The organism is Collinsella ihumii, assembly GCF_030385545.1.
GTDB classification, from domain to species: Bacteria; Actinomycetota; Coriobacteriia; order Coriobacteriales; family Coriobacteriaceae; genus Collinsella; species Collinsella ihumii.
This window is the reverse complement of the sequence record NZ_JAUEIQ010000003.1, coordinates 202840-225371: the sequence shown is the minus strand read 5'-3', so window position 1 is coordinate 225371 and position 22532 is coordinate 202840. Positions and strand designations below refer to the sequence as shown.

At 63.5% G+C, this 22532-nt stretch carries 19 protein-coding genes and 1 tRNA gene; 12 read left to right on the top strand and 8 right to left on the bottom strand.

Annotation, left to right across the window (positions count from 1 at the left end):
* Window position 1 precedes the first annotated feature (1 nt).
* The 7 genes from QVN30_RS04840 (at window position 2) to QVN30_RS04810 (ending at window position 6583) form a co-directional block, all read left to right on the top strand.
* The gene (locus tag QVN30_RS04840; RefSeq protein WP_289835650.1) at window positions 2–2125 is read left to right on the top strand and encodes a heme lyase CcmF/NrfE family subunit; all 2124 of its coding nucleotides are present in this window, start codon (window positions 2–4) and stop codon (window positions 2123–2125) included.
* Complete coding sequence (locus QVN30_RS04835) at window positions 2118–2858, top strand: ABC transporter ATP-binding protein (RefSeq protein WP_289835649.1); 741 nt, start codon at window positions 2118–2120, stop codon at window positions 2856–2858. The genes QVN30_RS04840 and QVN30_RS04835 overlap by 8 nt, the downstream gene beginning before the upstream one ends.
* Window positions 2859–3581, top strand: a complete 723-nt coding sequence (locus QVN30_RS04830; RefSeq protein WP_289835648.1) for a heme exporter protein CcmB — start codon at window positions 2859–2861, stop codon at window positions 3579–3581.
* A 334-nt stretch (window positions 3582–3915) separates the two neighbouring features.
* A complete protein-coding gene (gene ccsA, locus QVN30_RS04825) occupies window positions 3916–4779 on the top strand; it encodes a cytochrome c biogenesis protein CcsA (protein ID WP_289835647.1) in 864 nt (287 codons plus the stop codon).
* Between the two features lie 2 nt (window positions 4780–4781).
* Window positions 4782–4964, top strand: coding sequence for a hypothetical protein (locus QVN30_RS04820; RefSeq protein ID WP_066831280.1), 183 nt, complete (start codon window positions 4782–4784; stop codon window positions 4962–4964).
* A 238-nt stretch (window positions 4965–5202) separates the two neighbouring features.
* The gene (locus tag QVN30_RS04815; protein ID WP_289835646.1) at window positions 5203–6387 is read left to right on the top strand and encodes an MFS transporter; all 1185 of its coding nucleotides are present in this window, start codon (window positions 5203–5205) and stop codon (window positions 6385–6387) included.
* A 119-nt stretch (window positions 6388–6506) separates the two neighbouring features.
* Window positions 6507–6583: transfer RNA gene (locus QVN30_RS04810), tRNA-Met, on the top strand.
* 419 nt (window positions 6584–7002) lie between these two features.
* Here the strand turns inward: QVN30_RS04810 and QVN30_RS04805 are convergent.
* Both QVN30_RS04805 and QVN30_RS04800 read right to left on the bottom strand, forming a co-directional pair.
* Window positions 7003–8163 carry a DNA/RNA non-specific endonuclease gene (locus QVN30_RS04805; RefSeq protein WP_289835645.1) on the bottom strand — a complete coding sequence of 387 codons (1161 nt, stop codon included), beginning with the start codon at window positions 8161–8163 and terminating at the stop codon, window positions 7003–7005.
* 136 nt (window positions 8164–8299) lie between these two features.
* A complete protein-coding gene (locus QVN30_RS04800) occupies window positions 8300–8782 on the bottom strand; it encodes an aminoacyl-tRNA hydrolase (RefSeq protein WP_289835644.1) in 483 nt (160 codons plus the stop codon).
* A 338-nt stretch (window positions 8783–9120) separates the two neighbouring features.
* Between QVN30_RS04800 and QVN30_RS04795 the strand changes: the two genes are divergently transcribed.
* On the top strand, window positions 9121–10197 hold the full coding sequence (locus QVN30_RS04795) for a DUF3089 domain-containing protein (protein WP_289835643.1): 1077 nt from the start codon (window positions 9121–9123) through the stop codon (window positions 10195–10197).
* A 178-nt stretch (window positions 10198–10375) separates the two neighbouring features.
* Window positions 10376–11461, top strand: a complete 1086-nt coding sequence (locus QVN30_RS04790; protein WP_289835642.1) for a DUF3089 domain-containing protein — start codon at window positions 10376–10378, stop codon at window positions 11459–11461.
* Between the two features lie 49 nt (window positions 11462–11510).
* Here the strand turns inward: QVN30_RS04790 and QVN30_RS04785 are convergent, their stop codons facing one another.
* Entirely contained in the window at window positions 11511–12155 is a 645-nt protein-coding gene (locus QVN30_RS04785; RefSeq protein WP_289835641.1) for an HAD family hydrolase, read from the bottom strand.
* A 295-nt stretch (window positions 12156–12450) separates the two neighbouring features.
* Here QVN30_RS04785 and QVN30_RS04780 point away from each other — a divergent pair, with 295 nt between their 5' ends.
* Together QVN30_RS04780 and QVN30_RS04775 are read left to right on the top strand one after the other, a co-directional pair.
* The gene (locus QVN30_RS04780; protein ID WP_289835640.1) at window positions 12451–13893 is read left to right on the top strand and encodes a YfcC family protein; all 1443 of its coding nucleotides are present in this window, start codon (window positions 12451–12453) and stop codon (window positions 13891–13893) included.
* Between the two features lie 57 nt (window positions 13894–13950).
* Window positions 13951–15135 carry a M20 family metallopeptidase gene (locus QVN30_RS04775; protein ID WP_289835639.1) on the top strand — a complete coding sequence of 395 codons (1185 nt, stop codon included), beginning with the start codon at window positions 13951–13953 and terminating at the stop codon, window positions 15133–15135.
* A 238-nt stretch (window positions 15136–15373) separates the two neighbouring features.
* Here QVN30_RS04775 and QVN30_RS04770 read toward each other — a convergent pair whose 3' ends face one another.
* From QVN30_RS04770 to QVN30_RS04750, 5 genes are all read right to left on the bottom strand, one after another.
* Window positions 15374–15823 (bottom strand): gamma carbonic anhydrase family protein, encoded by a 450-nt coding sequence (locus QVN30_RS04770; protein ID WP_289835638.1) that lies wholly within the window; start codon window positions 15821–15823, stop codon window positions 15374–15376.
* Window positions 15824–16284: 461 nt separating this feature from the next.
* Entirely contained in the window at window positions 16285–17496 is a 1212-nt protein-coding gene (locus tag QVN30_RS04765) for an ATP-binding protein (protein WP_289835637.1), read from the bottom strand.
* Window positions 17497–17807: 311 nt separating this feature from the next.
* Complete coding sequence (locus QVN30_RS04760) at window positions 17808–18014, bottom strand: helix-turn-helix transcriptional regulator (RefSeq protein ID WP_204541386.1); 207 nt, start codon at window positions 18012–18014, stop codon at window positions 17808–17810.
* 7 nt (window positions 18015–18021) lie between these two features.
* On the bottom strand, window positions 18022–18336 hold the full coding sequence (locus tag QVN30_RS04755; RefSeq protein ID WP_289835636.1) for a DUF6442 family protein: 315 nt from the start codon (window positions 18334–18336) through the stop codon (window positions 18022–18024).
* Window positions 18337–18456: 120 nt separating this feature from the next.
* Window positions 18457–18918 (bottom strand): aminoacyl-tRNA hydrolase, encoded by a 462-nt coding sequence (locus QVN30_RS04750; RefSeq protein ID WP_289835655.1) that lies wholly within the window; start codon window positions 18916–18918, stop codon window positions 18457–18459.
* Between the two features lie 144 nt (window positions 18919–19062).
* On the opposite strand from QVN30_RS04750, the gene QVN30_RS04745 reads away from it, so the two are divergent.
* Window positions 19063–22500, top strand: coding sequence for a DEAD/DEAH box helicase (locus QVN30_RS04745; protein ID WP_289835635.1), 3438 nt, complete (start codon window positions 19063–19065; stop codon window positions 22498–22500).
* Window positions 22501–22532 lie beyond the last annotated feature (32 nt).

Below are 22532 nucleotides of genomic sequence, written 5' to 3'. Positions count from 1 at the left end.
AATGGCTGGCAATGCGCTGCAGGTCCTGGCGCTCGCGGTGGCGCTTGCGGCGGCCGTCTGCCTTATCGGAGGCGTGAAGCTGCGGCGCGAGGGCCTCGTGAACACGGGCTATCTGTTGGTGTTCGCCAACGCGCTCATGCTGACCGGCTGCATCGCCATCATCCTCGCGTGCATGCTGTCCGAAAACTACAGCCTGGCATACGTGGTGTCCAACTATCCGGTGACCGACAGCCCCTTGAAGCCGCTGTACGAGGTGTCGGCGGTCTGGGCCGGCCGCCAAGGCTCGCTGCTTCTGTGGACCTGGCTCATCTCGGTCTACGCTGCGGTAGTCGCCTGGAAGCGCATGCATGCGACCGACGACCTCTCCTCGGTGGCGCTCGGCGTGACCGAGGTCATCGTCGCGCTGTTCACGGCGACGCTCGTGCTGTCCGAATCCAACAACCCCTTCATGCCGACGGCCGCCGAGTACCTGAATGCCGACGGCACGCTGGTGAGCCCGGCGAGTGGCATGAATCCGCTGCTCATGCACTGGGCCATGATCTTGCACCCGCCGGCGACCTTTATCGGGTACGCGGGCGTCACGCTGCCGTTCGCCTACGCGATGGCGGCCCTCATCTGCGGCGACCTGTCCGCGCGCTGGGTCGAGCTGTGCGACAGGCTCGCCGTGTTCGCGTTCATCTTCCTCACCATCGGCATGGCGCTCGGCGCGGTGTGGGCCTACGTGGTCCTCGGTTGGGGAGGCTTTTGGGCGTGGGACGCCGTGGAGAACGCGAGCCTGTTCTCGTGGCTGACGTCGGTGGCGATGATCCACAGCTTCACGATGTATCGCAAGCATGGCTGCTTCAAGAAATGGAGCATGTTCGCGGCGACCATCACGTTCATCTTCGTGGTGCTCGGCACGTTCATCACCCGCTCGGGCCTGGTTCAGTCGGTGCACGCCTTTGCCGAGGACCCCGTGTCCACGTATTTCTTCCTCGGCATCATGGTGCTCGCGGGTCTCGCGTTTCTGATCGGCCTGGTGTATCGCCATGGCACGTATGAGGATGACGACCAGATCGAGTCCATGGTGTCCAAGAACGGGTCGTACTACCTGACGAACATCGTGATGATCGTGGGCGCGGTGCTGTGCGCCTACCTTACGATCTCGAGCTCGCTGCCGAGCTTTCTGCCGCTCGGCGGGCAGGTGATCCCCGCGGGCGTGTACAACGCGGTCGCCCGTCCGGTGGGAACGCTGTTCTGCCTGCTCATGGCGGTGTGTCCCATGCTCGGGTGGCGCAAGACCGACGGCGCGTCGTTCGCGAGGAACATGCGGGTGCCCGCGATTGCCGGCGCGGTGATCTTCTGCGGCTTCATGGTCCTGTTCGTAACGAAGTTCGTGCCCGTCTACAACGAGGTCGTCGCCGCGGGCGGCGACCAGGCGGCCGCATACACCGAGCAGGGTCCCGCCCTGTATTACTTCGCGTGGACGATTCTGGGCTTCTTCACGGCATCGCTGCTGTTCACGAGCTCGCTGTACCTGCTTGGTCGGGGCATGTCGGCCCGCGTTCGCAACAAGGGCGAGGCGGCGCCCCTGGCGCTCGTGAACCTGTTCCGTCATTCGCCGGCGCAGGCGGGCGGCTATCTGGCGCATCTGGGCGTGGCCATCGCCCTGGCGGGCCTTGTGGGTTCGACCATGTACGTGACCGAGCGGACCTTCGATGTGTCCGCGACGCCGAACGAGACCGTCGAGGTGGGCGACTACGTTCTGACGTTCGACGGCGGCACCGAGGATTCGTTCGACGCGACCGACAACATGATCCGCGCGGTCGGGATGACCGTGTACGACCGGTCGGGTCGCGAGCTGGGGCATATCGCCCCGTCCATGGAGGTCTCCGCGGCCACCAGCCAGCAGACGCTCAACGCGGCGGTGATCACGACGCCGCTCGAGGACCTGTTCGTCGCGTTCCAGGGCGTGAATGCCGACGGGTCGCTTTCCATCCACGTGAAGATCAATCCGCTCATCCTTCTCAACTGGATCGGCGCCGGCGTGGCGGTTGCGGGCATCGCACTCGCATGTCTGCCGCGTCGCGCAACGCCGCTGCTTGCCGCCGATGAACGCGCACGCGAGGAGGCTCGTCGTGGGTAGGGGGGAGGCGCCCCTGCCGGGTGCCGGTTTGGCCGTCGAGGCGCATGGCCTGGTCAAGCAGTTCGGCAACCGCCGCGGCCTGGACGGGGTCGATCTCGAGGTGCCCGCCGGCGCGTTCCTGTCGGTGTTCGGCCCCAACGGCGCGGGCAAGACCACGCTGCTGCGTATGCTCGCCCTGCTTTCGCGCCCGACGCGCGGCTCGCTGCGCCTGCTGGGCGTCGACGCCCTGGAGGACGCCGACGCGCTCCGATCGCGTGTGGGGCTCATCTCGCACACCTCGATGCTTTATGGCGACCTGACGGCGCGCGAGAACCTCGAGTTCTTCAGTTCCCTGTACGGGGCGCCCGACCGCGCGCGTATCGACGAGCTGCTGCGCCTGGTGGAGCTCGATCACCGCCGCAACGACTGCGTGCGCACGTTTTCCCGCGGCATGCAGCAGCGCCTGTCGATCGCCCGCGCACTCATCAACGATCCCGAGCTGGTGCTGCTCGATGAGCCCTATTCCGGCCTGGACCCCCACGCCGCCGAGCTCTTCGACGGGCTCATCGCCCGCGTTCGCGTGGGGCGCACGTTCATCATGGTGAGCCATGATTTGGACCGGGGGTTCGAGCTGTGCACCCACGCGCTGATCCTGGCGCGCGGCCAGGTCGTCGTGTTCGCCGAGAAAGAGCAGGTCGACGCCTCTGCGTTCAAGGATCTGTACCGGGCGACCGTCGGGATGGGGGTGGCCTAGATGAAGCGTTCCCATGTATCGCGGCCGCCTTCGGGGTTCTCGCAGTTTCGCGCGCTGCTCATGAAGGACATCCGGCAGGAGCTGCGCACCCGCGAGATGCTGACGTCCATGGTCGTCTACGCGCTGCTCGTGCTGACGATTTACGGTGCGGCGCTTTCGCAGGTGGCGGACGGCCTGCAGGTGGTGTCGTTTGCCGGCGGGCTGCTGTGGGCCCTCATCGTGTTCACGAGCCTTCTGGGCCTCAACCGGAGTTTTTCGCATGAGACCGAGTCGGGGTGCCTCGAGGGCATCCTGCTGGCGCCTGTCGACCGCTCCGTGATCTTTTTGGCCAAGGCGATGTCGAACCTTCTGTTTCTGGCTGTGGTCGAGATCATCGTGATCCCGCTGTTCTTCCTGTTCTTCCTGTCCGGCGCGGATGTGGCGGCGACGACACCCATGATCGCGCTGCCGCTCGCCGTGGGCACCGTCGGCGTGGCGGGCGTGGGCACGCTTCTGTCCACCATTGCCATCGATACGCGCGGGCGCGACGTGCTGCTGGCGATCCTGTTCATTCCCGTGATCTTTCCGCTGCTCTACGCGTGCGTCTCGGCGACCACGACCGCGTTTTTGGGCGTCGAGGGCACGTTCGGCGCCTATTGGACCTCTTGTGCGCTGGCTGCGGCCTACGACGTGATCATGATCGCAGCCGCCTGGGGCCTCTACGAATTCGTCCTAGACGCCTAACAACGCACCAAAGATGCGTCCCCCCTATGCACTTTTGCATATGGGGGACGTACCTGTTATTTGCATATCGAGGACACCCCTTGGGCATGTTCCAGAGGTTGGGAGCGTCAGGATATATCTTTTGCATATATTTCTTGCATGCGAATGACACTTATTCGGTGTGCAAGCGTGCATGCGGAAGGTACGTCCCCAATTTGCATTTTCTAGGGGTTGCCGCAGGGGCCTTCTGCAAAAGCGTGCGATTCGCCGCCGTCACGGGCGGGCGCGCGGGCAAATGGGCTACTATAGGGCGTGCATGTTCATGGCGGATAACTCCAGGTAGGGGGAGGGGCCGTTGAATACAGGAAAGGGGACGACCGGGGCGTTCGGGCGTGCGCTCGAACGTTGGACGCCCGTGCTGCTTGCGGCGGGCGTGCTTCTGACCGTCGTCGACGTCGTGTGGACGTTCACCTTGGCGCCGCTGGTGCAGGGTGCGCAACTGTCCGAACCGGTCATCATTGCGGGGACGCAGGTCACCACCAAGCTGCTGCTGTCGCAGAAGATCTTCTATCTGCACGTGCCGGTGGCCGTCGCGTCGTTTGCCGCCATGGCGTTCGCGGCGTTTTTCGCTATCCGCTTTTTGATGACCAGGGACCGCGCCTTCGACGTGCGCTCCAAGACGGCCATGGAGATCACCCTCGTGTTCATCGTCGCCACGATGATCTCGGGCGATCTGTGGACCTATTTCGAATGGGGCGTCTGGTGGACCTGGGAGCCGCGCCTGACGACGTATTTCATCCTGATGCTGCTGGTCATCGGCTACTTTATCCTGCGCAACGCCTTTGATGATCCAGAGCGTCGTGCGCGGTTCAGCGCGGTGTTCGGCGTGGTGGCATTTATCGATGCGCCGATCTCGTTTTTGATTACGCGTCTGGTCCCCACCTCGATCCACCCGGTGGTGTTTCGCACCGATAGCGGGTTGCCGCCCATGATGCTCATCCCGTTTCTTCTCGGGCTGTTCGGGATGCTGATGGTCGCGTTCGCGCTCTACCGCATCGCGGTGCGCATCAACATGGACGCTTTGGAAGTCGAGGAGCTCAAGCAGCAGCTTGAGGAGCAGGACGCCTGGGCGCAGCGCGCCCGGGCCGATGAGGCGCTCGAGCGCCTGCGCGCGCATGCCGAGGCGGCGGTTCGAACCGATGGACCTGAGGAGGGCTAACGATGGATCCGATTTTGTCTGAAGTCTATTCGACGGTGCTGCCCGCGGCGCCATATGTCATCGGCGCGTACGTGGGTATCTGGCTGGTGCTCGCCGTGTTCGTGTTCGTGCTGTTCCGTCGCGCCAAGCACACGAGCCAAGATGTCGAGGCGCTCAAGGAGGCGCTCGACGCGCGCAAGAACTGATGGGTTCGTCGGGGACGGGTTCGTTCCAACCTATGGGTCCGTTGGAGACGGGTCCCGAAGAGCGCCGACTGGATAACCGCCTGCCGCTACGAGGTGTGATTCTGGCTAAAGTTGCCCGACTCTTTGCAGGTCATGCTCATACCTAACAATTAGTCTGCTACCATGCAGAATAGTCTGAATACTGTGCATGCCGGACGCTGGTGCGCCTGACAGCTGCTTGAAGTCGGAAGGTGTTTGCATGGATGCTCGCCAACGGGGGACGGTCATGGCACTGGGCTTTTGCGGCCTGGTGTCGGCGGCGGACAACTGGTTCGTATCCCCGGCTCTCCCGTCTATCGCCAACACGCTCGGCGTGCTCCCGTCGGTGGCGACGATCATCTTGACGGCGTATCTCATCCCGTATGGCTGCCTGCAGCCTGTGTGCGGCGCGCTGGGCGACAAGGTCGGACGTCTGCGCATGCTGCGCATCATCGTGTGCGGCCTGACGTTCTCGACCGTGCTGTGCTCGATGGCGTCGTCGCTGGAGATGCTGATCGTGGCGCGCGTCATAACCGGCTGTTTTGCCGCGGGGATCATCGCCGTGTCGCAGGTGCTGGCGGGAGATGCGGTTTCCGCTGAGGACCGCCCGCGTGCGATTGCGCTGCTCATGGGGATCACGTACGCGGGGCAGGGTCTGTCCGCGGGACTGGGCGGCGCCATCACGGGGCTTGTCGGGTGGCGTGTGGCATTTATGAGCTTTGCGGTGCTGGGAGTGATCGCGCTGCTGGGACTGAGCAGGCTGCATGAATCCGCCGACGATCGTGCGGCGCGTGCCGCCGGCGCACAGGGCGCCGGTCTTGTCGACATGGTTCGCCTTAGCGGGCATCTGGTGCTCGGTGTCGGTCGCAAGGTGTACGGCACCGCGCTGGCAACCGGCGTGGTTTTCCTGGGCGTCTACGGGTTCTTCGGAACGTTTCTTGCCGAGCGCTGCGGGCTCGATGCGATGCAGGCCGGTCTTCTGATGATGGGCTATGGCTTCGCATGCCTGGTGGGCAGCACGCTGACGGGACGACTGGCCGGGCGCATCGGTGTCGCCCGGACGCTCGCCTTGGGCGAAATCGCGGGCCTCTGCTCGATCGCGCTGCTGCTTGCCGCGCAGGCGACGGCGTCGTGGGTGCCGGCGCTCGTGGCCGCGGTGCTGCTGGGCGCGGGCTACATCATGGTGCAGCCGACGCTCGCCACGCGCGCGCTCGGGCTGGATGCCCAGCATGCGGGCCTGTGCACCGGCTTTACGGGCTTCGGCATGTTCGTGGGCGGCGGCATCGGCAGCACGCTCGGCCGCATGCTGCTCGGAGCAGGGGGCTATGGCTTGCTTTGGATTGCCGCGGCGATCGCGCTCGTTGTGCAGCTGATCGTGAGCCTGCGTCTGTACGCGGGAGAATAGGGCGTGCTGGTATCAAATATGCAGGCCATGTGGAGATACGGGCGGACTGCCACATTCCACTTGCCGAACGGGAGGCGCATTCGTAATATATTTTCTTGCGCTGAGGCGCAACCAGACATTGCGGGGTGGAGCAGTCTGGTAGCTCGCCGGGCTCATAACCCGGAGGTCGTAGGTTCAAATCCTGCCCCCGCGACCAAGAACTTCAAGGTCATCGGTTCAATCCGGTGACCTTTTTTCGTGGTTGGGACAAGCTGTTTTGCCCGTTGGGACAGAATTGGGACATGGGTTCCGGAATCCTGAAAGTTTGGGGCCTGTCCCCAAACTTTCATAGCAAGCCTGGGAATGTGTGGCGAAGGGGTCAGTACCAAAAACACGACTTTTGAGAGGGTTATCAACTAAGCAACGAAGCGTAGCTTATCCGAATGGATAAGCAAGTGGTTCTACCTGCTGCGATGCGGCCCGTAGTGCATAAAAACGGCTCGCCTCAGCTTCCGATAAACCCATCAATATAGTGAGATATCTCAAAAGTCGCGTTTTTGGTCCCGAGGCATCTGCGACGGGAGGGAAAGCCGAAAGCCCTATACATGAAAGCCCGGGACAGGCCCCAAACTTTCATTAGGGGTGGCAGCGCCCGCAGGGATCGTACCCAAGGGCGATGGCTTCGTCTCGGGTGCCGGTGAACTCCTGCTTGTTGTGGTCGGCCATCTGGTCCACCGATGAGCATGACGGCAGGTGGAACTTGCCGGTATTGGTGTTGAGGACGTACGTGGCGCTCGGGCTTTCCGGTCCTGCGGCGCCGGCGTCCTGTGTCGGCGTCTGCTCCTGCACGGGTTCTGCCGGCGCCGCCTTGACGGTCGTCGAGCTGTAGCCGACGGCCGATGCGCCCGTATAGTCAATCTGGTACCCATTCGCCGCATTGAACACGAAAACGCGCTGGTCGATCGACGCGTCATCGGAGCGCATGTCGATCCAAAGACCGCGGCAGATGGGTTCTGACCCCTCGTATGCGGGCGTGACCGCGTAGTACAGCCAGCCGTTCGGATGGCTGTCGAGGTAATCGCGTGCCCGGGACTCGCAGTACGCCATGCCGCCCCGATTATCGCACTGGCCGACGTTCATGCATCGCGTGCCGGCGACGATGTTCTCCCGGGCGGCGTTTCCGCCGAGGGAGTGGGCGAGCAGATGCGAGCGGTTCCACAGGTATCCCTTGTAATCTTGCTCGGTGATGCCGGGAACCACGGCGATCTGATTGTCCTGTGGCCAGCCGACGGGGTCATCGTCCACGGCGTCGTCATCGTCGCGAGTGTCGTCACGGGCGACAGCGCGCTGGGCGCCCGTGATGCAGGCGACAACGCCGGTGGCGCGACCCAAACGATCGAGCGGCAGGTAGGCCACGGTTCCAGGTACGACTGCGGGATCATAGGCGGCCGCACCGGTGACGGTGTAGTAGTCGGGGTACTGCGCTGCATTCCACGTAAGGTATGCGACGCCCTGTGGCTGCGGTTGCTCTTCTTGAGGCTGCTCGGAAGCAGGTTCGGGCAAGGGTTCTTGCGGTTCAGGGCCCGATTCGGAGACCTCGGGCGGTTGCTCGACAGCGTCAGGCTCCTCGACTACCTCCGCGCCGTCAGACTCATCGACAGGCGTTTCCTCAGGCTCAGCTACCTGCGCGCTTTCATACGTAATCTCAGGAGCGGCATCTTTGTCCGAGTCGCCACAGCCGGTAAGCGCAAGCGCCAGGGCAAGCGCAAGCATGGCTATGAGTCGGGCGCGCAACATGGGGCTCTCCTGAGGAGTGACGTCTTACCGAAAGCTTACACCCCAGGTTGTATATCGTGGCGCGCGGGTCCTTTTCGGAACGCGAACGGTCGATCGGCTGCCGGCCAAGGTTCTCGCGCGCTGTGCCGGAGGCAACCTAAAACAGCGGCAACTCGCCGGTCAGCGGATCGACCTGCTCGGGGTAGAGCGGCTCCAGAGCCAGGCAGGTGTAGGTGGGCTCGCCGTGGAACTCGGTGTAGCCGGCGTCGCGCACGAGCGCCGAGATGAAGCCGGCCTCGCGGGCGCGACGGTCGAGATCGAGCAGCTCCTCCTCGGAGTCGACGTACACGCACACCTTCGCGACGCCCGCAGAAAACCACGCCTCGAGCGGCGATATAGCGGCCGCCGGCGCACCGATCTCGCCTGTCGTGGCGTCGAACACGGCATCTTCCATAGCCATGGGCGTCGGCGCGAGCTCGATCCATTCGTCGCCCGCAACGCGGATGTCGTCGAGCCGCCCATCGCGCACGAGCGCCAGCAGCACTGCCTCCACGCAGGCATGACCCGCCTGAGCAGCAATCTTGCCTTTGCGCATCTTGAGGTCGCGGCGCATCACGATCATCTGCTTCGCTTTGTACATAGCGGGTCTCCTCGGGACTCGATCTTGCGCGCGGCGGCTGCCGCGCAGGGTCGCATTCTAGCGCATCTGCTCGACGAGCGCGTCAATTCTGGATAAGTCAGATTGCGCCTCCGGTTCTGCAATCGCTCGAGGCCAGAATATATCCGGCAAGGGATGAAGGGCCCCGCTTCTGCCGGCCGTTCATCCTCCAGGGTGTTCAACCGGCGCGACGCGCATGATACCCTGAGGGATGACCTTATGTTTTATCGTACGAGGGGAGGCAGGCGGACTTTTGGCCCTAAAGGGCTGGGCGACGGTTCCGTCTGAGGGAAATGCGTAGCGCTGCATATCGAATCGCCATGGCTTTCATCACGGTGTGGATGGGTGCGCTCCTATCCGCCCGCGCCCAGAGCGCCCCGCAAGCGGATGGCTCAACTGCTCCCGGCGCGGGTTCCGCGCAGCCATCGCCGACGGCGGCCGCCTCTGCTGTCGCCGACTACGCGCAGTCCGCCAACTGGGCGTATCTCGAGACCGATGCGCCTGCGACCGACGCCAACGTCGACATCTTTTTCGTTTGTCCTTCGGCATACGATGCTCAGGACGGTGCCCTCAACATGCCGCTCGACAAGGAGGAAACCAAGGACCGCTTCCTCGGCGCGGTCAACATGGAGAAGGGCGTCTACGATCAGGACGCCGCCGAGAGCGACAATCGCTTCTTCGCGCCGTACTACCAGCAGATCAGCTTCCAGGTGTACGAGATGCCCGAGGCCGAGCGCGAGCCGTATCTCCAGATCGCCTACGCGGATGTCGAGGCAGCCTTCGAGTACTACCTGGCGCACTACAACGACGGCCGTCCCTTCATCTTGGCAGGCTTCTCGCAGGGTGCCGATATACTCCTGCGCCTTATGAAGGAGCATTTCGACGATCCGGCGCTCCAGGAGCAGCTCGTCGCCTGCTACGCCATCGGCTGGCGCATAACGCAGGACGACATCGACGCATATCCGCAGCTCAAGATGGCGCAGAGCGAGAGCGACACGGGCACGATCATCTCGTTCAACAGCGAGTCGCCCGAAACAACCGGCTCGCTGCTTGTGCCCGAGGGTGTGAAGACATTCGCCATCAACCCGCTCAACTGGAAAACGGACAGCACCCCGGCCGACAGGAGCGAGAACAAGGGAGCGTGCTTCACCGACCGCACCGGGGCGATCACCGAGGAGATTTCCGAGCTCACCGGCGGCTTCATCGACGAAGTCCGCGGCACGCTCAAGGTGACCGACGTCACGTCCGACGAGTACACGCCAGGCCTATCCATCTTCCAGGACGGCGTGTTCCACCGCTTCGACTTCCAGTTCTTCTACCGCAACCTGCAGGAGAACGTGGCAGTGCGCACCGAGGCCTACATGGAGGAGCGAGCCACTCTGGCCGAAGCGGCGTAAATCCTGCGTGCGGCCATCCGCGCTCCAATCTCGCGATTCGTGCCGACGTTTTCGCGCGCGGCGGCATATCCGCTACCCTGTGAAGCGGTTCAGCTGTTGCTGTGTTGTCGCGCGAAAGGAGCGGGGCAGCTGCAGGCCTGCTATCGCGGGGTCCGTGGTCGCCCAAACGGATATGTGCATGAATGTTCGTCGTCTGGCATCGACCCTAATCGTCCTCTGCCTGGGGCTTGCTCTTTGCGGATGCGCGCAGGAGCAAAGCGACCCGCAGGCCTCCGGCTCGGCAACCGCGTCGGCCGTGGGCCCCGCGTCGCCAGAGACGCCCGCAGCCCCCGCCGCTACCGACTACGCGCAAACCGCGAGCTGGGCGTACCTCGAAACGGACGCTCCGGCAACCGACACTAACGCCGACGTCTTCTTCATCTGTCCCTCCGTCTACGGCGGTACAGACGACGCCTGCAACATGTCGCTTGCCGACGAGGAAACCAAGGAGAGCTTCGTCGGGGCCATCAACATGGAGAAAGGCATCTACGACCAGGACGGCACTCCCGAGGACAACCGGTTCTTCGCGCCGTACTACCAGCAGATTGGCCTGAATGTCTACGAGCTGCCCGAGGCCGAGCGCGAGCCGTATCTCAAGATCGCTTACGCCGACGTCAAAGCCGCCTTCGAGCACTACCTGGCGCACTACAACGACGGCCGGCCTATCATCCTGGCCGGTTTCTCGCAGGGCGCCGACCTGTGCATCCGCCTCATGAAAGACCTGTTCGACGACCCGGTGCTGCAGGAGCAGCTCGTCGCCTGCTACGCCATCGGCTGGCGCGTCACGGCCGACGAGGTCGAGCAGCGTCCGCAGCTCAAGATGGCGCAGGGCGAGAGTGACGCCGGCGTGATCGTGTCCTTTAACAGCGAGTCGCCCGACACGGACGATTCCCTGGTCGTGCCCGAGGGCGAAAAGACCCTCGCCATCAACCCGCTCAATTGGAAGACCGACGATACCCCGGCCGACAGCAGCGAAAACGAGGGTGCGTGCTTCACGGATTACAGCGGTAGCATCACGAGCGAAATCCCCGAGCTCACCGGCGCCTACATCGATGACGCCCGCGGCACGCTCAAGGCGCCCGATGTCACGCCCGATGACTACCCGGCCGGCCTCTCCATCTTCGAGGACGGCGTCTACCACCTGTACGACTACCAGTTCTTCTACCGCAACCTGCAGGAGAACGTGCAGGTGCGCCTCGATACCTATCTGGACGAGGCGGCCTAAGACGCCCCGGGGCGAGCCGGACGGACTTACGCCGCCAGCCGCCGACCCCCTATGCGCTCACATCCGGGCACACGGCGCCCACGATATCGAGCGGCGTATCGAGCGTCCACGTGGGGCTGTCGATGCCCTCCGCTGACACGCTGCCCCAGGTCGCATAGGCAAAATCCATGCCCGCATTGCGCGCCGCTTCGTAATCGGAGCGCGCATCGCCAACGTACAGGGCGTCGCCCGGCGCGATGTCCAGCTGGTCTGCGCACATGAGCAGGGGAGCCGGATCGGGCTTGTGGCGGTCGGTGTCATCGGCGAGCACGGCGGCGGCCATGTAGCGGTCGAGGCCTTTCGCCGCCATGTCCAGCTCGTACTGGCGCCGCGTCTTTGCCGACACGACGGCTTGCACCACACCGCGCTCCTGCAGCGCCGCGAACACGCGATCGAAGCCCTCGTAGAGCGTGGCGCCTTCTTCGTATTCGTTGACGTAGTGCACCCAGCGTGCGTAGGTGCCCTGCGGGTCGGCCACGCCGAGCTCCTCCATGACCTTCATGCCCGGATAGGCGGCAAATCGCAGCACCTGCTCGAAGGCCCAGTCCTCGCCGGTCTCCTCCTTGATGATGCGCATCAGGGGATACATATTCATGTTCAGCGTGTTCAGCCCGGTGCCGTCGATATCGTAGATGACGGCGCGGTAGCGGTTCACGGGCGCCTCCGAGTGAAAGTTTGGGACCTGTCCCCTAACTTTCATGGTCTCATGGTGCGTGTGGGGCAGCACGGTGGTTTTACTGTCGGCTGTGTCAATCTCGGGGCTAGGACGTCTTGATGCGTTAACCGATGACATGTCACCGATTGCCAGAAAATGATGTCCTAATATGCCTGCGGAAACATACCTGTCACACAATTTCAGTACGCTTTTATGCACGCGTCGGTCTCGGCGCAAAGGGAAAGGGCCTGCAGCGTGAAACTGCAGGTAAATCGGTATACAAATTGGAGGGATTATGGCTGCAACCGAGAAAGCTGCGGCAGCGGCAACGCCTTCGGGTGGCGCCAAAACCAAGAAGCGCAAATTCAAGGTTCCGCACACCTTCGTGATCATCACCGTCATCATCCTGGCGGTCACGGCGCTGACGTGGATCGTCCCGGCCGGTCAGTACGTGCGCTACGAGGACCCCGTGAGCGGCCAGATGCTGGTCGACCCCGAGCAATTCTCGTATATCGAGCAGACGCCGGTCAACCCGCTGCTCATCCCGCTCTACATCGTCGACGCCATGTGCAGCCGCATCGACCTGATGCTGCTCATCATGTTCTCGGGCGGCGCGTTCATCTTCATCACGAAGTCCGGTGCGCTCCAGTCGCTCGTCGCAAAGGTCGCGAAGGCGTTCCAGAACCGCCTGTTCCTGTTCATTCCCATCATGACCACCGTGTTCGCGCTTATCTGCACAACGCAGGGCGTCAACCAGTTCATCGCGTTCGCGCCGATCGTCGTCATGATCGCGATGGCGATGGGCCTGGACTCCATCACGGGCGTGGCAATCATCCTGCTCGGAGGCTCTGTGGGCTTCTCCACCGGTACGTTCAACCCGTCGACGACCCTCATCGCGCAGGAGATCGCGGGCCTCGCGCCGTACTCCGGCCTGTGGTACCGCGCCATCAACCTCGTGGTGTTCCTGGTCGTCGTCAACGTCTACCTCGTGCACTATGCGAACAAGATCCGCAAGGACCCCACGAAGAGCCCCATGTACGAGCTCGATAAGGACAACGAGTTCAAGCACCTCGACATCGAGTCGTTTGGCTCGATGACGCTCCGCAAGACGCTCATCATCCTCGCGCTCGTGGCTGCGCTCGCCGCCATGGTCGTCGGCAGCGTGAGCTTCGGTTGGGATACCCCCGAGCTCGCCGCGGTGTTCCTCGCGCTCGCTGTCGTCGAGGGCTTCCTTGCGGGCGAGACCCCCTCGTCGCTGTCCTCCGAGTTCCTGACCGGCTGCAAGGGCATGCTCTCCGCCGCCATGGTCATCGGTCTGGCGACGTCCATCTCCTCGATCATGACTGCCGGCAACATCACCGACACGGTCATCCATTTCATGGCCGGCGTCATGGAGGGCACGCCTTCCTTCCTCATCGGTCCGGTCATGTTTATGGCAAACGTGCTCGTCAGCTTCGTCATCGTGTCCGGTTCCGGCATGGCCTCGGCCGTCATCCCGATTACCGCTCCGCTCGGCGACCTGCTCGGTCTCACGCGCCAGTCCACCGTCCTCGCGTTTAACTTCTCCGACGGCTTCTCGAACTACGTGCAGCCGCACTCCACGGCCCTCATGGGCATGCTCGGCGCGGTCAACATTCCGTACGACCGCTGGATGGCCTTCATGTGGAAGCTGTATCTCATCATCCTTGCGGTCAGCTGCGTGATGATGGTGATCGCCCAGGCCATCGGCTACGTGTAATGAAAGTTTGGGGACAGGTCCCAAACTTTCACCGTTGACATCGGAAAGGAGTTTCACATGGCTATCACCAAAGACGAGCTGTTCTCGTATGTGGACGACCAGCGCGATGGCCTTGTTGCCATGGCCGATCATATCTTCGACAACCCCGAGTGCGACGGTAAGGAGTACGAGGCTTCCGCGCTGATTTCCGGCGAGCTCGAGCGCCACGGCTTTACTGTGGAGCGCGGGATCGGCGGGTTCGAGACGGCCTTCCGCGCGGTTTACACCGTGGGCGAGGGCGGGCCTTCGATCGGCCTTCTGTGCGAGTACGACGCGCTGATCGGCCTGGGGCACGGCTGCGGCCACCACATGCAGGGCCCCGCAATCCTAGGCGCCGCGTTTGCGGTCCAGCGCGCGCTGACCGATGCCGCGCAGCCCTATAGGCTCGTGGTGTACGGCACGCCTGCCGAGGAGACGCAGGGCGCCAAGGCGACCATGATCAAGAACGGCTGCTTCCACGACATCGACGTGGCACTCATGATGCACGGCTCGCCCACGACCTGCACCGATGTGCGCTGCCTGGCCGACCAGACCTTCGTGGCGCGCTTCCATGGCCACCGTGCGCATGCCGCGCTGGCCCCCGACCAGGGACGCAGCGCCTTCGACGCGCTGCTCGTGGCCTTCAACGGCATCGAGTTCTTGCGCGAGCACGTGAGCGACGACACGCGCATGCACTACACGGTGAGCAAGCTGCCCGGGCCGTCCAACGTGGTTCCCGCCGAGGCGGAGGGCGTGTTCTCGCTGCGTTCGTTCTCGAAGGAGAACCTCGAGGGCGTCGTCGCGCGCTTCAAGGACATCGTGAAGGGCGCCGCGCTCATTGCGGGCGTCGATTACGACGTCGAGCTCAAGCACGACTTCTATAACAAGATTCCCGTGCTCAAGCTGAACGAGCTGCTGATGGAGAACGCCAAGCTCGCGGGTGCGCCGCGCCTGTCCGCCCCGCGTGAGAAGACCGGCTCGACCGACTTCGGCAACGTCATGTACGAGGTTCCGGGTTCGTGCATCCGCGTGGCGTTCGTGCCGGTGGGCACCTCGTCGCACTCGCAGGAGTTCATCGACGCGGGCAAGACCGAGGATGCGCACAACGCCGTGATCTACGGCGCCAAGGCGATTGCCGGTACCGCCTATGACCTCGTGACCACGCCCGAGCTCATGGACGCCGTGCGCGAGGAGTTCGCCCAGAACAAGAAGACGAACGCATAGGGATCGCCGCTGCATTCGATGCGCGAACCGCCCGGTCTCGGCCCTCCGCCGAGACCGGGCGGTACATATTCTGGGATGCAAATTCGGGGGCGGTGCAGCCCTCCGGGGCGAGGCCCGTGCAAATTCGGGGACAGGTCCCAAACTTTCATTGCCGGTAGGTTCAAGCTTGGAGCAAGGGAGCCTAACAATGAAAGTTTTGGACCTGTCCCCGAATTTGCACCGTCCCCGGAATCGCACCTTACAGCTGGGCGCGGGCCTCTTCTACGTAGAGCTGGGCGTTTGCCAGGTTGTGCTCGCGCTCCTCGGGGGTGACGGCGCGGGCAGTGCGTGCCGGGCTGCCGACGACGAGCGTTCCCGCCGGGATGTGCTTGCCCTGCGTGACGAGGGCACCCGCACCCACGATGCAGCCCTCACCGATGGCGGCGCCGTTCAGGATGATGGCACCATTGATGTTCGAGCCCGCGCGCTTGAGATCCGCATAGGCCTTCTTTAGCTCATCGGCGTCAACGTTGATCGTCAACGCGCCTTTCGGGTCGCTTAGCGCGCGGGAGCGCATATAGGCGGACATGCCGATGCCCGCCTTGCGGGCGCGGGATTTGATGCGCTGATACTCGCGTTGCGTCACGCGGACGTCAATCCTGAGCACCCGTCCGCGTGTGCTGGCTTGGTAGTTGGTTTCGTTGTGCATGGTCGTAGTCCTTGGTCGTTGTGGCAGAGCCTGTGGCAATTTCTGTGGCAACGCATTGGCTACCGCGGATTACCACAGGCTCCCTAGAACTACTTCCCGCTACCATTTTCGCAGGTAGATGCTACCTAGATTTTCCTCTGCTGCCATGGAATTCTACGTTCAAGGGCACTCATAACCCGGAGGTCGTAGGTTCAAATCCTGCCCCCGCGACCAAGAACTTGCAGCTCGGAGGTCATATGACCTCCGAGCTTTTTTCGTTCCAATAGACCTGGATATACATCAGGATGTACGTATACGACTTCGGCAGCCGTCGGGCACGCTACCCGACGGCCGCCGATCGGATCAGCCGCGTAGTCCGACCGTGCATTCAACTTCGCTCACGTCTCAAGTTTCACGAGTCTGCACCGGAACACGTCTTATACGAGCGCCGCAGCGTTGCTGCCGAGGAGCGCCTTCCCAACCTATTCCAGCAGCCAATCAACGAGGTTGCGCTGCTCAATGCCGTTATGGTCCGTCACACCGATGCGGTCCAGGGTGAGCAGCGTCTTGGGGTAGGCGTCCCCCAGCAGCTCGAGTGGACGCAGTTCGCGACGCAGCGTCGCCTCGTCCAGTACGGACAGCGCGACCTGATAGTAATGCGGCTTGCCCTCGCGCTCGGCAACGAAGTCGATCTCCAAATCTCCCACGCGCCCCACGCGCGCCGTGTGGTAGCGCCGCAGCAGCTCTAGGTACACGACGTTTTCCACACGGTGTCCGAGGTCGCTGCCGTCGCGTCCGAGCAGCAGATGCCTGAAGCCCAGGTCGCCGAGGTAGTATTTGCCCCCCTGCTGCAGCAGGCGCCGACCCTTGGCATCATAGGGGTCGGCCTTGAAGACGAGGTAGCACTCCATGAGCGCGTCGAGGTACCCGCCGACGGTGGTCGGGGAGACTTTTGAGCCGTTGGCCGTCAGCGTGTCCGCAATCGTTTTAAGCGAGAAGCGATTTCCCACGTTATCGGCGAGAAAGGCGAGAAGCGCGCGCAGGACTGGCATGCTGATGCGGGGGTGCCGCGTCGCCACGTCTTTGACGAGGATGGTGTTGAGCACGCCGTCAAGGTATTCAGACACGTCCTCGGTGGGCAGGAGGGAGGCGTACGGCATGCCCCCCAGCGAGAGATAGCGGTTGAGCAGCTCGGTATCGTCCGCGCCGTCCGCAAGGGCTGCACGGGCGTCACGATACTCCGCGAACGAGAGCGGCAGGAGCCGGAACTCAACATAACGGCCGGTAAGCAGCGTGGCAAGCTCGCTCGAGAGCAGATCGGAGTTCGAGCCGGTGATGTAAACGTCGCAGTCTTCGCGTGCGTACAGCGCGTCGATTGCTCGCTCGAAGCCCTTGATGCGCTGGGGCTCGTCGATAAACACGTAGCAGCTTGGGGAGCTGATGCGGGCGACGGCGTAATCATAGAGCTCCTGTGGCGTGGTGGGGGCGGCAAAGCCCATGCGCTCAAGATCGATCGAGACGATCGACCCCTCGTTCACGCCGGACTCGACAAGGGCTTGCTGGGCCAGCTTGAGCGCGGTTGACTTACCGCAGCGCCTCAGGCCGGTCACCACTTTGATGACGTCACGGTCCTTCCAGCGGAGGAGCCATTCGGTTGCCTGGGGGCGCGGGACGATAATCGGCTGGTTTGTCATGGGCGAGTCCAATCTGTCCAACCAAATAGATAAACAAAGAAGACATCTTAATTGTATCCATCTATCTAGATGAATATCTGTTTATTGGTAAATCTATCCAATAAACTGGATGTATTGAGGCGTGGAATCAGCCATGCGGCACATCGCACATCGCCTACGTGCATTGCTCTGACATGCTTCCAGGGGAGCAACGCGGAGCTCGCTGAGCTGGCCGGTGGATCTGCTCGATCTAGTCCCGGCGGTGTTGCAATGAACGATAGCGCAGCCATAACGGTCCAACGTGTCCTCCAAGGACGCTCCGGCCGTAACAATCAGAAGTAGAACAGGTCCTCGAACTTCTTGTCCAGAGCGATGCAGATGACCAGGGCGAGTTTTGCCGTCGGGCTGAACTGGCCCGTCTCTATGGAGCTGATCGTGTTGCGGGATACACCTACCATCTCGGCGAGCTGCGTCTGCGAGAGCCCCCGTTCGGCACGCGCCTCCTTCAGGCGGTTCTTCAGAACCAATGACTCTTTCATGGGCGCATCAGTTTCCGGTCGCGTAGAGCCACAACCATCCCAGGGAGACGACGGCGTACAGGATTGCCACCAGCAAGGTTTTCCCCGCCCTGGTGACGCTCCATCTGTACGCATTCGCCGCCGCGAGATAGCCGAAGCCTATCGCGAGCAGGTCATAGGGGTCTCCGCCTGTGTTGGCGGTTCGGATGAAGAAGACGGCGACAAGGACGGTCCCCATGCCGATTGCTCCCCAGACGCTTGCCTGATCCGCGATGCGGCGGTCGCGCTCGTCGAGGAGCAGGTTGTCCTTGCGGCTGTGGGACAGGATCTCTTCCCGGTCCATGCTGTCTCCCATTATTGCCAAGTTTTCTTGTCAGAACTCAGTATGGCATTGCCAAGAAAACTTGGCAACGAGAGGTTTTGGAACGGGCCCGATTTTGCCCATCCCGCGCGCGGGTCCCGCTCAGTACAGCGGCAGCTCCCCGGTGAGCGGATCGACCTGCTCCGGATAGAGCGGTTCGAGCGCGAGGCACGTATAGGTCGGTTCCCCGTGGAACTCCGTGTAGCCGGCATCGCGCACGAGCGCCGAGATGAAGCCGGCTTCTTGCGCGCGGCGGTGCAGGTCGAGAAGCTCTTCCTCCGAATCGACGTACACGCAGACCTTGGCGACTCCCTCGGAGAACCATGCCTCGAGGGGAGATAGGGCAGCATCGGCGCTGATCACGCCGGTTTCGACATCGAACGTGGCGTCTTCCAGGGCGATGGGTGTCGGCGTGAGCGTGATCCAGTCATCCCCCGACACGCGGATATCGTCAAGGCGCTCATCGCGCACGAGGGCCAGCAGCACGGCCTCTACGCAGGCGTGGCCCGCCTGCGCCGCTATCTTGCCCTTGCGCATCTTCAGGTCGCGGCGCATCACGATCATCTGCTTTGCCTTGTACACGGCGCCTCCGTTCGTTGCGATTGTTCGATCGCCCTATTGTACCCGCGTTGCGGTACGGCCTTGCCCAGGTGCATGTCCGCGCGGTCGGGTATAGTTTGTGGGGATCGAACCGGAAGGGGGCGTGCCATGGATGCCGATCGCATTGTCGAGGGTCTGCGTGCGGAGGCCGCGCTGTCGTCGACGTACGGCAGGGGGTTGCAGCTGGCAAAAGGCGGTGCGGTTGGCAAGTTCGAGCTGGTAGCTGGATCGCTTGGGTCGACGGTTTCGCTGACCGGCCGTGTCGAGGGCTCCCATGGGGAGCGCTACCGCACCGATGTCCAGCTCGATGCGGACTCGGGGGATATGCTCGACTACTCCTGCACCTGTCCGGCGGCTGAGAACTATGACGGCATGTGCAAGCATGAGATCGCCCTCGTGCTCGATTATCTTGCCCGCAACGGGGTCGGTCCCGCCTACGCGTCGCGCCTTGGGCGCAAAGCTTCCGCTCCCGCATCCCGTCGAGCGCGACAGGTGCCGACGAGTCCTCAGATCGTCCGTCTGCTGAACGAGCAGTCGACTCGCCTCATGTCCGGGACGCGGCGTGCTCGATCGGAATTCGGACGCGCGCCGCGCGGCGCAACCGCTCCCGTCGAGCTGCTGCCCACCATCCTGCCTGCCCGCGACAGCATCTATTCGTCGAACGAGCAGACCTGGTGCATCAAGCTGCGCGTGCGCAGCGGAAGCGCCACGTATGTCGTCATGAACATCTCTGCGCTCGTGGATGCATGGCGCAGCGGCTCCACGGTGACCTATGGCAAGAACCTGTCGTTCGCGCATACGCCCGAGGCGTTCACGGAGCGCGCCCGGGAGCTGCTGAAGCTCGTATCGCGTGTCGCCGCGAGCCAGCGGGCGCTGTTCCTTTCGCGCTGGAAGTACCAAGAGGCGGGGAGCGGCACCGAGATCAAGGAGCTGCCGATGGCCGCAGCCGACCTGATCGAGATGCTCGACCTGCTCGACGGCGCAACGGTCGTGTTTGAGCCGAACGATGGCCCGTACGGGTCGCGCGGAGCATCGCGCACGCTTCGTGTGCAGCCGGGCGATCCGATGATCCACACGCGTTTGGAGCTTGCGCCCGATGGCGGATGCAGCTTGAAGGCGCCCAAATCGGTCTTTCCGTTCGCGGTGGGCGACAGGATGTACCTGCTGGACGAGGAGCATGCGTGGCGCTGTTCACCAGAGTACGCGGAGCGTGCGGGAGCGTTTCTTACGCAGATCCTGCCGTGTCAGATCGAGCTCCATGTCGCCCAGCACGATCTGCCGGCATTCTGCCGCGACATCCTGCCCGCCCTGCGCGCTGCGACGGATCTGGAGGCGCCGGCCGAGCTGGATGCGCTCGTTCCCCCGGAGCCCATCTTCACGTTCAAGGTGGGCCTGGATGACGGCCGCATCACCTGCGATGCAACCGTCGCCTATGGTGCCTGGGAGGCGTCGCTGTATGGCGAGGCCCAGCGTCAGGCCGCGCATATCCGCTGGGTGCCGCCGGCATCGACCGTGCGCGCGGCCGAGCCCGTTCGCGACCGCGCCGCCGAATACCGCGTCATGGATGCGGTCGAGGCGATCTTCCCGGGCGGCATCATCGAGGCCGGCGACCTGCCCGGATTCGATGAAGACGATGACGAGCTGCTCTATAACCTGCTGACGGAGGGGCTGCATGAGCTCGACGAGCTGGGCGAGGTGCTTCTTTCGGAACGCCTGCGGTCCATCCACGTGCAGGACAGCCCGAATCTGACGGTGCGCGCCACGGTGACAAGCGGGCTGCTCGACGTCGCCGTCAACACGAGCGGGCTGTCGGCTCCCGATCTTGTGGCCTATCTCGCCTCGTACAAGCGAAAGCAGAAGTTCGTGCGCCTCAAAAACGGCGACATCATGCGCCTGGGCGAAGGCGTGGCGGCCGTGGGCGAGCTTGCCGACGGGCTGGGGGTGGACGCAACCGACCTCGCGGCGGGCGTGAGCGACCTGCCCGTCAACCGAGCGCTGTTTGTCGACGGTCTGCTCAGGCGCGCGCCGGGCCTGCGCCTGTCGCGCAACGACGAGTTCCGCGCCCTGATTCGCGACTTCGACACGTTCGCCGACGCCGATTTCGAGGTGCCGGCGAGCCTTTCCGGCGTGCTGCGCCCCTATCAGCAGGACGGTTTCCGCTGGCTCGAGATGCTCGAGCGCTTCGGCTTCGGCGGGATTCTCGCCGACGACATGGGACTCGGCAAGACGCTGCAGGTCATCGCCCATATCCTTGCGCGCAAGGAGGCGGGGGAGAAGGCGGATGTTCCGGCGGATAAGGCCGATAGCGCCACGACGCTCGTGGTGTGCCCCGCATCGCTGGTGTACAACTGGACCAGCGAGCTCGAGCGGTTCGCGCCGGCGCTCGACGTCATCGCGGTGCTGGGCTCCAAGGCGGCGCGCCGCAAGTTTATCGCCGCGGCGCGCGATCACGATGTGTTGGTGACCTCGTACGACCTGATGCGGCGCGATGTCGACCTGTATGAGCAGGAGGCGTTCGCCCGCGTCATCCTCGATGAGGCCCAATACATCAAGAATCCGGCGACGCAGGTCGCTCGTGCCGCCAAGCGCCTGCCGTCCCGTGTGCGCTTTGCGCTGACGGGCACGCCGATCGAGAACCGAACGGCCGAGCTCTGGAGCATCTTCGATTTCCTCATGCCCGGTGTGCTCGGCTCGCGCGATGCGTTTTCCAAGGTGTACGAGGGGCCGGTCGAGGGCGGGGACGAGCGTGCGACGGAGCGCCTGCGCTGCCTGGTCGCTCCGTTCATCCTGCGTCGCCTCAAGACCGACGTGCTGTGCGACCTTCCGCAAAAGACCGAAAACATCCTGGTCGCGCGCATGGCCGGTGAACAGCTCAAGCTCTACCAAGCGAATCAAGACCGTCTGGCGCGGCAGATCTCCCATGAGCTGCCGGCGGAGTTCGGGAGAAAGAAGCTGCAGGTGCTCTCCGAGCTCACGCGCCTGCGCCAGATCTGCTGCGACCCGTCGCTTGCCTACGAGGACTACGCGGGCGGCAGCGCCAAGCTGGACATGTGCCTCGAGCTGGTGTCGAGCGCCATCGACGGCGGGCATCGGGTGCTGCTGTTCTCCCAGTTCACCTCGATGCTCGACATCATCGCCACCCGGTTGGCGCAGGCGAAGGTCCCCTGCTTTGTTCTGACGGGGTCGACCAGCAAGGAAGAGCGCCGCCGTCTGGTCGCGCGGTTCCAAGCGGGCGAGGCGCCGGTCTTTCTCATCTCGCTGCGCGCGGGCGGCGTCGGCCTGAACCTCACGGCTGCGGACGTCGTGATCCACTACGACCCGTGGTGGAACCTGGCGGCGCAAAACCAGGCGACCGACCGCGCGTATCGTATCGGCCAGGAGCGCAACGTGTCGGTCTACAAGCTTATCTGTGCGGACACGATCGAGGAGCGCATCGTCGCCATGCAGGAGTCCAAGCGCGAGCTTGCCGAAGGCCTGCTTTCGGGCGAGGGCGTGCGCTCGACATCGCTCAGCCGCGACGATATCCTGGCGCTGCTGAACGGATAACATGAAACGGTTCGGGACGGGGTCATCTTTGT